At 39.1% G+C, this 15,269-nt stretch carries 7 protein-coding genes and 2 pseudogenes; 1 reads left to right on the plus strand and 8 read right to left on the minus strand.

Features of this window, described 5'->3' with window-relative positions:
- Window positions 1–100: 100 nt before the first annotated feature.
- On the minus strand, window positions 101–6,526 hold the full coding sequence (locus HMPREF1115_RS09530; protein ID WP_000361147.1) for a SpGH101 family endo-alpha-N-acetylgalactosaminidase: 6,426 nt from the start codon (window positions 6,524–6,526) through the stop codon (window positions 101–103).
- A 381-nt stretch (window positions 6,527–6,907) separates the two neighbouring features.
- On the opposite strand from HMPREF1115_RS09530, the pseudogene rfbD reads away from it, so the two are divergent.
- Window positions 6,908–7,713 (plus strand): annotated as a pseudogene (gene rfbD / locus HMPREF1115_RS09535) (dTDP-4-dehydrorhamnose reductase).
- A 181-nt stretch (window positions 7,714–7,894) separates the two neighbouring features.
- Here rfbD and HMPREF1115_RS0102235 read toward each other — a convergent pair.
- The 7 genes and pseudogenes from HMPREF1115_RS0102235 to HMPREF1115_RS09570 all read right to left on the minus strand — a co-directional run.
- A pseudogene (locus tag HMPREF1115_RS0102235) lies at window positions 7,895–8,080 on the minus strand (sugar phosphate nucleotidyltransferase); the annotation flags it as partial.
- 48 nt (window positions 8,081–8,128) lie between these two features.
- Window positions 8,129–9,181 (minus strand): hypothetical protein, encoded by a 1,053-nt coding sequence (locus HMPREF1115_RS09540; protein ID WP_000878656.1) that lies wholly within the window; start codon window positions 9,179–9,181, stop codon window positions 8,129–8,131.
- Window positions 9,182–9,208: 27 nt separating this feature from the next.
- Window positions 9,209–10,312, minus strand: coding sequence for a UDP-galactopyranose mutase (glf, locus tag HMPREF1115_RS09545; RefSeq protein ID WP_000272506.1), 1,104 nt, complete (start codon window positions 10,310–10,312; stop codon window positions 9,209–9,211).
- A gap of 13 nt (window positions 10,313–10,325) precedes the next feature.
- The gene (locus tag HMPREF1115_RS09550) at window positions 10,326–11,324 is read right to left on the minus strand and encodes an acyltransferase (RefSeq protein ID WP_001171483.1); all 999 of its coding nucleotides are present in this window, start codon (window positions 11,322–11,324) and stop codon (window positions 10,326–10,328) included.
- A gap of 1 nt (window position 11,325) precedes the next feature.
- Window positions 11,326–12,741 carry a flippase gene (locus HMPREF1115_RS09555; protein WP_000866216.1) on the minus strand — a complete coding sequence of 472 codons (1,416 nt, stop codon included), beginning with the start codon at window positions 12,739–12,741 and terminating at the stop codon, window positions 11,326–11,328.
- A 154-nt stretch (window positions 12,742–12,895) separates the two neighbouring features.
- Entirely contained in the window at window positions 12,896–13,849 is a 954-nt protein-coding gene (locus tag HMPREF1115_RS09560) for a glycosyltransferase family 2 protein (protein ID WP_000470851.1), read from the minus strand.
- A gap of 322 nt (window positions 13,850–14,171) precedes the next feature.
- A complete protein-coding gene (locus tag HMPREF1115_RS09570; protein WP_000717322.1) occupies window positions 14,172–15,266 on the minus strand; it encodes a glycosyltransferase family 4 protein in 1,095 nt (364 codons plus the stop codon).
- Window positions 15,267–15,269 lie beyond the last annotated feature (3 nt).

The raw sequence follows: 15,269 nt of genomic DNA on the forward strand, positions 1-15,269 counted from the left end.
TATCATTTCTCCTTTGAAAAAGGAGAGAACCAAGAGGTCCTCTCCGGCTGTTTGTTCCTTTTTGATTCAAGTTACTTTGAACTTCAATAATCAAATCTCATTAATCTTCTTTTCGTTTTGTCCCAAGAACAGCAGCAGATAAAGCGATACTCACACTTGCTAAGAAGAGGGCTACTTCTGAGCTGTGCTCCCCTGTAGCAGGTAGTTTTTCTTCATCTTTAGCTCCCAGAGTTTTGGTCTCAGCTACTGGACTTGGAGTGAGCGGGTACTCAGGTTTTTCAACTGTTGGAGCTGCTTGATCTCCAGCTGTAGCCAATACACCCGTGTAGGCTGGCTTTTCATTTACCAAAGCCTCAACTGCATTGACTCCACCTTTATACTCTGGAACTTCATTTGCAGCTGCTAGAACTGCATTGGCTCCACCTTTGTATTCTGGCAATTCGTTTACCAAGGCTTGAACTGCATTGACTCCACCCTTGAACTCAGGTAAGTCATGAACAGCTGCTTCTGCCGCATTGACACCGCCCTTAAACTCAGGTAGGTCATGAACAGCCGCTTCTTCTCCAGCTGTTCCATAAGGACCTGTATATTCAGGAACTTCAAGAACAGGAGGTTGCTCTTCACCCTTGCTGCTTGTAGGAGCGTCTGGTTTAGCAGCCTTATCTTGTAATTGGTTGAGATAGTCTGCGAAGAACTCGACCATTCTTTCAGTCAAGAGATGGTTATCCGTCGCATATTTCATGCTCGCCTGAACTCCAGCCACTTCCTCTTGATTTTCTTTGTCTGTCAATTTCTGCGCCTTAGCTAAAGCTGCTTCATAGCCTGACAAGTCAAGAGGTGTCTCTGCTACTTGTGGACGAGTAAAGATGAGTTCCGCTGCAGATTGGTATTTATCTCCACCATCTCCGTATGTCTTGGTACCAGTAAGGACAATTTTCTTAGCCTTGATTGTCTTACCAAAGTCAATGTCTTTTGGTTTGTTGTTATTTGGCCAATCTGTTACGGTAAAGGTATGTTCCTTGCCAGACTCATCTGTGACAACCAGTTTCACATCTCGCAAGTTTCCATTTGAATCGGATGCACGTGGAACATAGCGAAGTCCTGTGATTTCAGTAGGTTCTTTCAAGACCATTGTTGCTGGTTTACCAACATCTCCACCACTCCAAGATGTATGCCATAGGCTAGATACATTGCCATCAAAGGCATTCTCTAGGCCTTCACCTGGTTGGGCAGGCGCATCCAAACTTTCAAAGTCTTCTGCTACCAAGGCTGTTTTCTTCTGAACCAAAGCATTCTTCAAGGCTTCAATCTTGGCAATCTCTGCACGCGCTTCTTCTACACTAATGTCATCATCGGCCTGACTGAGGTTAAATACCGCCTCCTTCAAAGCATCCATAGACTCTTTCGTGTAGTTGGTCATGGCTACAGTTGGCAAGTAGTTTTTCAGAGCATTTTCTGTCAACATCTTACCTGTTAGGGTAATTTCTTCGATGTGAAGATTATCCATCATGAAGTCGTTATAACCACGGAAGTTGGCATTTCCACCAGCATCTCCATGAGTATTGCTTGCATTTCCAGTTGAGTAGATTCCTACCCAAGTATCGCCTGTTTCTGCACCTGTCACGAGGAAGGTTGCCTTCTTGGCTTTCTTAGAATCCGTCCAAGTATTTGGCAATTCATGCATTTCCAAGTTGCTTGCTTGAGTACCACGACGACCTGACTGGAATTCTCCCTTACCGACTACAAAAGCATAGGTATTGTCTGATCCTGCTTCGTATTCAAAGGTTACACGGTAGGTCTTACCAGCTTCAAAGCGGAAGTTTTGTGGGATAGTTTGGTAAACCAAGTTACGACGGCTAACCAGTCCATTGGTCTTGAGTGACCAATTTCCATCGATAACATCATCAACTTTCTTACCATTCCAACCACGCTGTGTATATGGATCGTGCTTTTCAGACAAGTGAGTACGGTTATCTTCAACACCTTCGACACCACCCACTACGAATGGGAAGATTCCTTGAGCAACATTTTCAAAGTCTTGCTTGAAGGTGCCTTTACCTGTATCATGGTTTTCTCCGTACATGCTTGAATTATTTTCAAAGGTACGAATTTCATCAAAGTAAGTTGCTTCATCACCAGCTTCACGACTCAAAGTAAGAGTAACATTTGAGACATCCGATCCAGTTGTAAAGAAGGCATACATGTTTTGGAAGTAACTTGTATTGTCAACTGTAGCATTTTCACGACGATTGTTATGAGCATAAGCTTTGATATAGTTGAGAGCGAGTGACTTATTGGTATAGGTAGTCACTTCTTTCTCGCCAGTATTCACTGTGATACTTGCCTTAGCATTACTACGGTTATCAACACCGACATAAACGGCATACTTGGTATTTGGTTTCAAGCCAGTCAGTTTCTGAGTAAGGCTTACCTTGCTCTTATTGCCTTGGATACGAAGCATATCGTTTGCCCCTTGAGACTTGACAATTTCTGCCTTAGAAGCATCGCCTGAAATGGTCCAGTGTTTCAAGGTTCCACTATTAAATCCTTGGTCATAGATGTGCATGCCTTCGCTCCATGACATTTCAGGATTGGTTTGTTTTGAACGATAGAGAACGTATGGTTGATTTGCTAGAAGGTCTAAGGTAATCTTGCCATCTGTTACAGTTAGTTCCTGCTCTTCTGTCTTACCTTGGTCAGTTAACTTGTAAAGGTAAACCTTGCTATTTGCCCAATCGCTCGGAAGGGTCCAAGTTGTTGCACCAGCTTGCGTATTGAAGTAGTACATTTTTTCCTTATCAGTAGGAAGTTTCTTACCATTCGCATCCCAGTTCCAAGGAGTCAAGTAAGCTGAACCATCCTGGATGACACGTCCGTTGAGAGTTACTGTACGTTCACGGTATTGTGGGCTATTGACATCATTTGACTTACGAGTTACAACAACCTTGTTACCTGCTGCATCGACTAGCTCAACCTTCATTTCTGGAGTCCATTTATAGGTGCTACCATTATCGGTCATGGTAACTGGTGTACCATTTTCCCATTTACTTACAGTGAAGTGTTGGAAGTACTTAGTCATGACGTCATGGGCAAAGAGGTTAGTCACGTAGCCATTGTAGTCGCTTCGTCCTTGCCAGCCTTCAAAGTCTTTCATGCTGTAGCCACCTAGAAGTGGATAGTTGGCTGCACCACCGTAACTTCTGTAGTCCCCAACCCAAGAATCTTTTTGGTGGTTACGGATAAAGCGGGTGATAGCACTGTTGATACCTTTATTAGTGTAGCCACCATAGGTCAAGTCAGCTGCCCAGTGTTGGAAGGTAGAGTCGTATTCACCACCATGACCCCACTCGATCGCAAAGCGCCAGCCTTGTTTGTTGATTTCTTTAGCAAGAACATGGGTAGCCCAGGCACCGTTATCACCTGATTGACCATTGCCCCATACGTCCACATAGATAAAGTCGAGACCTTCACCAAGTTTTTTCTTCAAGTCTTCCCAGCGAGCCAAACGTCCATGCGCCAAGTCATAAGCAGCATCAATGTTGATACCTTGGTCTAGCCAGTTCCAGCCGTAGCTGTAGCTTCCATCTGGATTCTTACGAAGAATATTTTCATTAAAGTATTTGGACTCAGGATAGGTTTCAGAAGCGTTCACGTGGATACCTAGATGAGCACCATATTTCTTCGCTTTTTCGATCAAGGTCTTGAAGTCTTCGACACCACCAATACGTTTACCAATATCAGCATAGTTCAAGTGACCAGAGTCGTGACCTTCACTACCATATCCTTTAAGGAGAACACCTTGCCCAAGACCATCTGTGTGGAGATTGATTTTCTTGATACCATCCAAGGTCATAAGGAATGGGTTTTGTGCTTGAGAACCAAAGTTCATTGCGATACGGTAAGCAGTGATATCCTTGACTTTTTCCCAACCTTGAGGGTTGTTCATAATGCTACGATAAGCAATGGCACCATCTTGCCAGTCGACTTTGTTGTCAGCATTGGCATCTTCGGTGATAACAACCTTGGCACTTGGAAGTTCCTTGGTGTATTCTGGGAAGACGATGCCCTTATAAGCTTTTTCCCATTGCCACTCAGAACTTTGGATTCCCACATAGTTTGTATTTCCAACAGTTTGTTTGAATGCTGTCAAACGAGTCCAGTCATTCGAACCACCACCGTAGCTGTTTTGAGAGTTACTCCAAACACCTGCAGCAAGCTTATCTGTAGAAACAAAACCATACATGTAACCCTTAGCCAAGTTTTTCATTGGATTGGTTACATCGATATGATCATCTCCGCTGACATGGGTATTGTTTGACATAGTTGCTCCGTCAAACTTAGCCCCAGTTTGGTCGCTTGAAACTGACACAAGTGAGTTCCCCAAGAAATTGATAGAGGAGAGAAGTTTTCTTTCATCGTCAATCTTTTGACCTGGAGTAACTTGATTGTGGTTGACAATCTTGGTCACATCAAAATGCAACTGATTTTCTACAACTTGCAAGCGTACTGTCATATCTGCATTGATGAAATTCTTCTCGTCACGAAGCTTCATCAAGTACTCTGCAGTAGTATCATTGATCTTCTTATAGGTGACTTCAGGTGTAATTTCGCGATTGTTTACCAAGATTTTCTTAAGTTGTTGAACTTGTCCTGGCAAAGTATGCCCATTCAAGGTGTATTCTTTGACTCGAGGAAAGGCTTGGTCAATTACCGCTTTCAAAACTGCTGACTGGATAGTGTCATAAGATACTTTACTATCGTCAACAACCGGACCTGTTTCTTTCTGGGCAGGAGTATCATCTGCTTTTACACCTTCTTGATTGTCTGTTTTAACGCTGACAACCGTGCGATCATTGCTATAGGAACCAGCTTTTAGGACGATTTTCTTCTCATTTTTGAGAGTTTCATTAACAGCTGCTGGCAAAGTGACTGTATCAAAGAGTTTCTCATCATTATTCGTTGCATTGAGTTGTCCATCTGACTTGAGAGTGATAGAAAGACGGTTTACAGAACCTGGTTCTGGTGCTGCTACACGGTTGCCCTTATACCAGGTGCTATCGGTTGGAGATTTATACTCCCAGAACCAGCCGTCCTTGTCATAACCAACAAAAACATTGTTCTTGGTATCTTTAAATTTCAAGAAGACACCAAAGCGTGATTTGCCCTTTTCAGAATCATCTTTGAAGGTTAAATCAACAGTCGCATTTCCATTAGCATCAACTGTCAATCCTTGTTTTTCAAACAAGGCTGGTTTATCGCCATTGTCGTTCTGTGCAGTTGAAGACAGTTGATTGTAGCGAACACCTTTTTCTTCACGAATAGTGACGGTTCCTTGTTGCTCTTTATTCGCTACTGTTTGCCATTCAGGAGTTACTGTCTTAGGTGTTTCAGGTTTTGCAGCTGCAGGTTTATCCTCTTTTGGTTTTTCTTCAGCCGGTTTTTCTTTCTCTTCCAAGTCTGCTGGTTTCACACTTGAAATTCCCTGCATGTGGTCTTGAATCCATTTTAGTTGGGCTGGTGAGAAGAGAATGCCTCCGCTCCGTTTTCCAACTACACCATTTTGGTGTACACCGACTAGTTTGCCTTCTGTATCAAAGATACCGCCGCCACTAGCACCCGGTTTTCCTCCTTGGTAACCAATCCCTTGGACACCTTCTCCGTATGGTTCCGCAAAATCAACTGTAGTATTGACAATCGGATTCAATTTCCCTTCTGGATAACCAAAGACATGGAGTTTATCTCCAATTTTCTTAACAACTGGCTTTTTAGTTACTTCAACAGGCGTATTTTCTAGAACTGTACGCAATCTCACAAGGGCCAAATCATTTTTGAAGCCCTTCAAGTAGCCTTCACGATCCCAATGAATGATATCTTTCTTGCTAAACTTGACATCTGGCAATCCTGGATAAGAGATGCTATAGATATCTCCATCCCCTTGGTCATTATCCACAACCTTACGGATATTGCCGTCTTGGCTGTCCTTGATAAAGTTATGAGAAACCGTCAAGACAAGGTCTTTAGCAACGACAATACCGCTACCTTCTCCTGATGGCGTCTTGATCTTAACAGTTGCGCCGTAGTTTAATTCCCCATTAGTCGTTTTAGCTACATCTTCTGGAACAAGTTTCCCTGTATCTCGGGCCAATTGATCCTTTTCAACTTCACGCCCATTGTCTTCAGCTTTCTCCAACTTATCTTCTAATTCTTTTGGCAGATTGCTTGGCTTTTCAGACTTTTCTTTTTCTTGAGCCAACAACTCTTCTTCTGTTTGTGGGCCTTCAGTAGTCTCAGCTGAACCAGGATTTTGAGCGGCAGCTTCCTTGTCAAAATCGTGCCCCTCATCACTAGCCTTCTTATCCAAATCAGCCAGTTCACTCGGCAAATTAGTTGTAGAACCAACTGTTGCCTGATCAGCCAATACTGGGCTAGCTGCGAAGAAAGTCGCTCCAATCATCACCGAAGCTACTCCAAGCGTAAACTTACGAATACTGAACTTACAGCGTTTTTCAAAAAATCGTTTATCCATGAACTCCTAAATCCTTTCATTTTCCAGTAAGCGTTTACATTTCTTTTTTAAAAAATACTCCTTTCTCTGAAAGTGCTAAGCTTAACTGTTATAAATAAAAAATAATTGTACTTTTAATATAACAAATAAAAGACCAGAAAGCAATAGGAAATAGGTAAAATTCACTAAAATTTTCTCTTTTCTGGAAAGTACTAACTCTAAGAATTTAAATAATCGCTTTACAGTTATAAAAAAGTTCTATATCGAAGAATCTAATAAACAGCTTCATTTCAAAAACAGATTCTTATCGAATAGAAACCATCAAAACAAGGGCCGAAAATCGGATTTTTTATCATTTTTTGCTATGATTAGTTAGATAGAAGAAAAGTGAAGGAGAAGACAATGATATTAATTACAGGTGCAAATGGTCAACTCGGTACCGAACTACCTTATTTACTAGATGAACGAAATGTGGACTAGGTTGCAGTGGATGTGGCCGAAATGGATATCACGAATGCTGAAATGGTTGAGAAAGTCTTTGCCAAGGTTAGACCAACTCTGGTCTATCATTGTGCAGCTTATACTGCTGTTGATGCGGCAGAAGATGAGGGGAAAGAACTGGATTTTGCCATCAAACTGGAACTGAAAATGTAGCCAAGGCCTCTGAGAAATACGGAGCTACTCTCGTTTATATTTCAACAGACTACGTCTTTGATGGAAAGAACCCCGTCGGACAAGAGTGGGAAGTCGATGATCTACCTGATCCGCAAACAGAGTACGGACGTACCAAGCGAATGGGAGAAGAACTTGTTGAAAACCTTACGTCACAGCATTACATCATTCGTACTGCTTGAGTTTTTGGAAATTATGGAAAAAACTTTGTCTTTACCATGCAAAATCTTGCCAAAACACATAAAACGCTCACAGTGGTCAACGACCAACACGGCCGCCCAACCTGGAAACGAACCTTGGTCGAATTCATGACCTACTTGACTGATAATCAAAAAGAGTATGGCTACTACCACTTATCAAATGACGCAGCTGAAGACACCACTTGCTATGACTTCGCTGTCGAGATTCTTAAAGACAGTGATGTCGAAGTAATCCCTGTAGACTCCAGCAAGTTCCTTGCCAAGGCTAAACGCCCCCTCAACTCAACTATGAGTTTGGCCAAAGCGAAGGCGACAGGTTTCGTCATTCCAAGCTAGCAAGATGCCCTTAAAGAGTTTTATAAACAAGAAATAAGAAAATAAAAGATTACGACATACATAAAAAAGCAAGAGACCTTGAGGCCTCTTGCTTTTTTATATATGATTACTTAATCACTTGTTGCGTTTTAGCATAGTTAGCTTCTACTGCTTCTTTGTCAGATTGCCACCAGTCTTGGTTGTCCGTGTAGGAGAGCTTGATCCCAAATTCGGAACCATCTAAGAGCAAGTCCTTAAAACGAGGCAAATCCTGTGGTGTTGAGATAATCAAAATGTCCTTGATTCCAGCCAACATCAGGGTTGACAAAGGATAGTAAATCATGGTTTTATCATAAACCGAACCAGCTGCAAGAATAATACCTTTCATAATGACGTAACCTTTCTAACGAACTGATTAATAAGTAGCTTCAAATTCTTACTTCAATTTAGAAATAGCCGATTTCAGATAATCACCATTTCGAAGCGCTACTCCTACTTGTCTAGCATTAGCTGATAGTTCCATGTAATCTCGATCTGTCAAATCGTCTAGTGCCTTTTGGAGGTCATGTAGAGAATCAACTGCTATACCACATTGCTTATCTAGCACAAAATGCGCAAGGGCAGACTCTTTCCAAACAACTAGAGGAAAGCCCGAAGCCAAATAAAGAGAAGCCTTGTGGGAGTTGTTAATACGTAGGTAATTTCCGAAAGAACCTTGGCAAGTTTCTGAACTATCACCATCCCACACCAAACCAAAACTACCTTGAAGAGCATTTGGGAGGTCATCTGGCATAAAGGAACCAAAGTAGGTGGTATTTTTCAATGCACGACTTTCATCGTATCCCATTCCATAGAGATTATAGGCTGGCTGTTCTGGCAAATTATAAAGATAGCCTGATTTTGTTGGAATTAGATTTCCGGCGATGATAATCGCTTCTTCTTTTTGGGGAACACTTTTTTCCTCAAAGTTCGGAATCAGATAGTCAAAAATCTCCAAGCTAACCATTTTATCTGATGGTATGCCTTGAATTGTCAAGGCATTTTTCATGATATCATTATGAACGATAATGCCATCCACTGATGTAAGAGCTGCCTTCTCTTGGAAGTAATTTCTCACTTTATGACGAAGTTTCACTGCTGAATTTCCTACATGACGCAAGGTTTCAATATCATGAATCACAAGATAGAATTTGACTCCTCTATTTTGCGCCTGCTTAATGAGTTGTGAGATGAAAAATGTATGGTGGATAATCGGGAACTGAATCAGCAATTCATCCCCAGATCCCAACTGATCAAAGACAGACTTGAGCGCACGATATTTGTGTTGCTGAGCTTTAAAGAAATTCATCTTATACCAATTCTCAACCTTGAGTTCCAACCCCTTATAACCCTCTGAGACTAGAATAGCTTCCACGTCATTTCGTGCCTTATTTCCTGCATTCTTTTCATATTCATTACTCAGAAATGAATCCTTCAGATAATATTTCACCTTTTCTCCCCTTTATCTGTGATGTTCTTAGATACTTCCTAGTTCTTTCTCTACCACATCCAATGCACGTTCAACAGTTACATGCATATCATAGTATTTATAATCTGCCAAGCGACCACAGAAGATAACCTTGTCATTTTTGGCTGCTTCTTCTTGATACTTAGCAAACATGGCATTGTTTCTCTCATCATTGATTGGATAATATGGCTCATCTCCACGTTTCCAATCAGCTGGATACTCACGAGTGATAACCGTCTTTGGTTGAGTACCATACTCGAAATGCTTGTGCTCGATGATACGAGTATAAGGAATCTCACGTTCTGTATAGTTGACCACGGCATTCCCTTGATAATTGTCTTCATCCAAGACTTCATGTTCAAAACGAAGGCTACGGTATTCTAACTCCCCGTGTTTGTAGTCAAAGTACTGGTCAATCATCCCTGTAAAGACAACTTTTTCAGCTGATGCTTCTAGCTTTTCACGATTGGCAAAGAAATCAACACCAAGCTCTACTTCTACATCGCCAAGCATGTTTTCAATGATGACGTTATAGCCACCAATTGGAATACCTTGGTAACGGTCGTTAAAGTAGTTGTTATCAAAGGTCAAACGCACTGGGAGGCGCTTGATAATAAATGGCGGAAGGTCTGTTGCAGAACGTCCCCATTGCTTTTCTGTATAGCCCTTGATCAATTTCTCATAGATATCCGGACCAATCAACTTGATGGCTTGTTCTTCCAAGTTCTTAGGCTCAATATCTTTCATGTCAGCCGTTTGCTCTGCAATCTTATCCTTGACTTCTTGTGGTGTCTTAGTTCCCCACATAGCGTAGAAGGTATTCATGTTGAAAGGAAGATTGTAAAGACTCCCCTTGTAGTTAGCCACTGGCGAGTTTATATAGTTGTTAAACTCAGCGAATTGGTTAACATAGTCCCATACTTTTTTATTGGAAGTATGGAAAATGTGGGCACCATACTTGTGGACATTGATGTCCTCAACATTTTCACAGTAGATATTTCCACCGATGTGATCACGCTTGTCAATCACTTTAACTTTTTTACCGCGTTTTGTAGCTTCGTGTGCGAAGATTGCTCCAGACAAACCAGCACCAACGATAAGATAATCGTACATAGTGTTCTCCTTTTTATAATTTGACGATTCGATTGAAGTAAGGAATCTTCATTAACATTCCAACAATAATAAAACTAACACTTAAAGTAAATAGAGCAAAAAGTAAATATGCTCCAACAAAATTAAAACCAAATATCCTTTCCCACAATTTCATAATATAAGTGTGTATTATGAAAACTCCCATTGTTTGATTAGAAAGGAAAACAATCCATTCCTTTCGGTTTTCATTCAACGTAAGCGTGAGGATAGTTAGAAAAATTCCTAGAGTACTGACTTTTACAAATAAAGTATCATAAAAATATTCAGCAAAAAGATTATGGTAAGTATTCTTTGCTAAGAAAAAGAATATAATTGGCGATATCAATACTAAGAGTATGCTAACTATTTTCATCCAGTTTTTAAATCTATATTTGAGGTTGTCTATATTGAATTGCGCTATATAACCACCTAAAAGATAGTAGAAAAACCAAGTCCATAATCTAAAAGTTTGCATAACATGAGTTTGTATAGGCATCTGAAGGAAAATATTTGCTAATTCAACTATAAACCCAATTGCCACCAATAAAGATAGAATGTATACATATTTTCTTTTTGAATTTATAACTGTTTTCAAAACAGGCAAACATAAATAAATAAGAATCAGCGCACCAAAAAACCAAAACTGAAAGAAATACCCTTTTTGTAACAGAGAGCCTACAATTTTTTTAATTGGATTAACCGCAAAGTCTCTTTTAAAGAGCCAAACGATAATGCTCCATGATGACACTGTTATTAGAATCCATTTGACTTTTTGAAGTATGTAAGGATAAGTTATTTCCCTTTTGCCTAACAATAAATAACCATTAACCATAAAAAACAAGGGAATGGAGTAGGTACCTAAATAATATAAATATGCCAAAAGATTCCATGATCCTGTCTCTTTAAATCCGCCCATTGTTGTATGGAGTAAAATGACCCCAATACACGCAAGCACTTTTAATAAATCTAGGCTGATATTCCGATTTTTTTGCATTCTAATTTTTCCTAATAACTTGTTTTAATTCTTTTACATCTACCACTTTCAAAGATAGAATTGCAAAAAGATAAATGATTCCACCAAGCACTGCAAATACTATAACATTTATAGTTGGCGAAAATTGTATAAGTGTTTTTGAACCTAGCAGAATGCCATACATGATAGCTGACGCTAGAACAATTTTTGTCATAGATCCGATAATAGGAACTTCTTTTAGGTACCTACGGGTAAAGTATAATTGGATCGCCCATACCAATGCCTCTGTCAAAACAGAAACAATGGCTGCTCCTATATATCCCAGTTTAGGAAGAAATAGTAAGTTCAAACCTACACTGATAATTGCGGGAACTGTTGTTGAAATCATGAATTCTTTATTTTTATTATGGGGAATTAAAATCTGAATTCCCATGATATTGGTCCAACCGATGAAGAACATACGGAAGATCATAATGGCGATTGCATAACGTGCATCCTGAAAATCTTGACCAAGGAAAAACTGAACAAAATCATCATTGACGATTAAAATTCCTGCCATCATTGGGAAAATCACTAGATTATAAATGAGGAAGGACATTTCATGCATCTTATTGACTGCTCTATGATCTCCTGTTGCTAATAAGTTAGCCACTCGAGGCAACATAACGCTTCCCAAGGAAGTTACCAAGGTCAAAAGTATATTTACCAACTTTAGAGCCTGGTCATAAATTCCTACATCTTTTGTAGAAGCTAAGGCTCCAAGCATGGTACGATCCAGCGTAATGTACAAAGAAATAGCTACTTGAGGAAGGAATAATAATATGACCGGCTTTAAATGATGCCTAGCATATTCTATGCTAAAATGAGAACTACCGATAAACTCCCTAGCAGGTAACCACATACTTAGTTGCCCCAAAAGTTCAAATATGGTTAGCAAAAAAACATAGAGATATAGGTCATTTGCAGATTTGACAAAGAGGAAGATGGAAATGACTCCAACGAGTTTAACTGTGATATTTCGAACAGTAATCTTTCGAAAATCTTCTAGCCCTTGAAAGAGCCAGGAAATGTCTAAACCTTTTGAAACTAAACTCAAGCCTAGAATGTAGGCTACCGGATTTTGCATAAAGGGGAGGGTCAGACAAAGAAGAGCATATAAGGACAGAGAAAGAACTGTTGCCCCTAATTGCAGAGAGTAGATCCCCCAAAAGTTTTTTTGAATTTCCTTGCGATGCCCTGAAATGACCTTGGTCCCATAATTAGCAACTCCTAGCGTCGCTAAGAGAATAAAGTAGGTGACAATGGAATTAAAGTATCCATACGTCCCTAACTCATCCGAAGAAAAGACCCGTGTTACATAGGGCGTCGTAATGATTGGGAGTATAATCACTAACAATTGATAAGAAAGATTATAGGCGTAGTTTTTTAATACTTTCATTTCAAGTCATCCAATTTAGAATTAATCAGTGAAAACAAAAAGTTTGACTGGTCATACTTATAATGGTCAATTATTCTAAAAACTTCTTTCATATTTCCTCTTTCCTACATTTTTTTGACACTTGTTGTAAATTAAATTGGATCTATGCACGATACTATCGTAGCAACAAATACAATCTAGGGTTTAACATAAAAATAAGGTATTTTAGTTTTAGTTTCCATGATAACTTATTATTTTTTAACAAGTCACTCATTTCGACTCTCAACAACTCTTTATCTTTTGAAAAATCTTTTAAGCCTGAGTCAGCTTTTGCACCAATTACTACAAAACCACCTAATAATTTTTTAGCTTGCAAAGCTTGCTTTAGTTCTGGACTCTGAATGTACTCTCTTTTAATAACTTCCTCATTTTTTGCAACAGCTTCAAAGAAATCATATCTTTTTTCAGTAAAAATTGAACGAACTATACTCCCTTCCCTACGATAGTAATTGTAGGTTTCAAGCGGACTGATCACGATTCTTTCAGCCAAGGCAAGGTGTTCTCCTACAACATAAAAATCCTCATAGATTTTCCCAACTGGAAAAGGGACTCGTTCCAATATGCTTTTTTTATAAAGCTTAGCACAGGCAGAAACCGTTGCAACTTTGTCATCCAACATTAGTTCCAGAGCCTTTTCTTTTGTAATCGGAGCCAAATCTTTATAGTCTGAGTCTTGCAATCGATAAGAAGTATAAGCATTATATTTTGAAGTAGCTTTTACCTTTGTTGAAATCAAGTCTGCTTGATGTGTTTCCTGAATTTTCACGATTAACTCTAGAGTATATTCTTCAAGATAATCATCCGGATCTAAAAAGAAAATCCAATCTGAGTTGGCTTTTGCCACTCCAAAGTTACGTGCATCAGATAATCCACCATTTTCTTTGTGGAAAACATGGATATTTTCATATTGCTTTGCATAATCTTCGCATAATAGAGGAGAATCATCTGTGGATCCATCATTTACAAGGATTACCTCAAAGTTTTGATAGGTCTGTTTAATTAAGCTTTCTATCGCAAAATGCAGATAGTCTGCAACATTATAAACAGGAACAACGATGCTGATAAACATCTTAAACGCCCCTCTCTTTTTCTTTCTTTTCAGAGTATTTCTTCAAAATCGGATTAAAAATTATTCCCAAAGCAAAGTTAGTCCTATAATTTAAGTAAGACAATCTGTCAAATTTTTTCGTAGGAACGTATTTATATGAGCTTTGCTCAATCTTTCTATATAGTTCCTTTAACGACCTTTCCGAATTATTGACCATCCATGACAACCAGTACTTCAAATTTATTTTTATAATTCGGAAGGACTTGTTGAAAAGACTCCAGCCCTTTTGAAATGTAGTCCTGAATATTACAACTGGGCATTACAATTGTTAATAAACAATCCTTCATCTTATCTCATAAATCGTCTCAATTAGTTCAATCCACTGCTTGAGAATTTTTTCCTTATCGAATTTATCCATATTGTCTTTTGCATGTTCTGAGAAAGACTGTCTCAAAGCTTCATCTCCCATCAGTTCAAGCAATTTTTGGCTCAACTTGTCCGTATCATAACACTCAACCAGATAGCCATTAACTCCATCTTCAACAATCTCATTTGGTCCTGTTGGACATCTGAAACTAACAATTGGGAGGTTGTATTGTTGAGCTTCCAGTAGAACTAAAGGTAGACCTTCATAGCGAGATGTCATGACATAAATCCCTTTATCTCCATAAATCAAATCCTGATTTTTTTCAAGCCCTTTGATGACTAACTTATCCTGTAAATCATTTTCGTTGATTAAATTTCTGATTTTGTCCACTTCATCTTGACTTCCGGAACCGTAGATTTCCCAAGTCCAGTCAGACCTTTTCACTAACACTTTTTTCGCGACTTGAACAAGGTAATCAAATCCTTTTTGATAATCAAAACGACCAACCGTCACGATTTTAGTTGAATTTTTATTATAGGAGACATCTGAAAGAGAAGCCTCTTTCCAATTATAGATGTAGCAAATCCTTTCTTCAGAAACACCGTATTTTTTTATATAGTTTTCACGATCTTCTTGAGTAAGGGTCACGAGTTTATCAGCAAATTTCGCTCCAATATACCTTTGTATCTTCTTAACTTTAGTATCAATATCTACTATAGAATTTGTATGGTCGCAGGAAACAAATTTTGTTCTCAAACCAATTGTACTTGCTACACCAACTGCATTCATACTCATTCCAATTCCAAAAACAATATCAATGTTCTCTTCTTTCAGATAGTTTCTCAACAACTTGACCGCTCCGAGAAAATTTTTACTCATAGATATTTTCTTTGATGATAAATTTTGATATCGAACCGATTGTTTTAGCGAGAAGAAATTGTTTTCTGTAGAAATCATCGAGAGAAGATGAACTTCATACATAGTTGATAACTCATTTGCAAGGCTGGTTGCTACTTTCAGTCCTCCATCTGTTCTATCGATACTCCATTTCACTAAAGCGATTTTTTTCATCTT

It is taken from the genome of Streptococcus oralis SK610, assembly GCF_000257455.1.
Taxonomy (GTDB): domain Bacteria; phylum Bacillota; class Bacilli; order Lactobacillales; family Streptococcaceae; genus Streptococcus; species Streptococcus oralis_CB.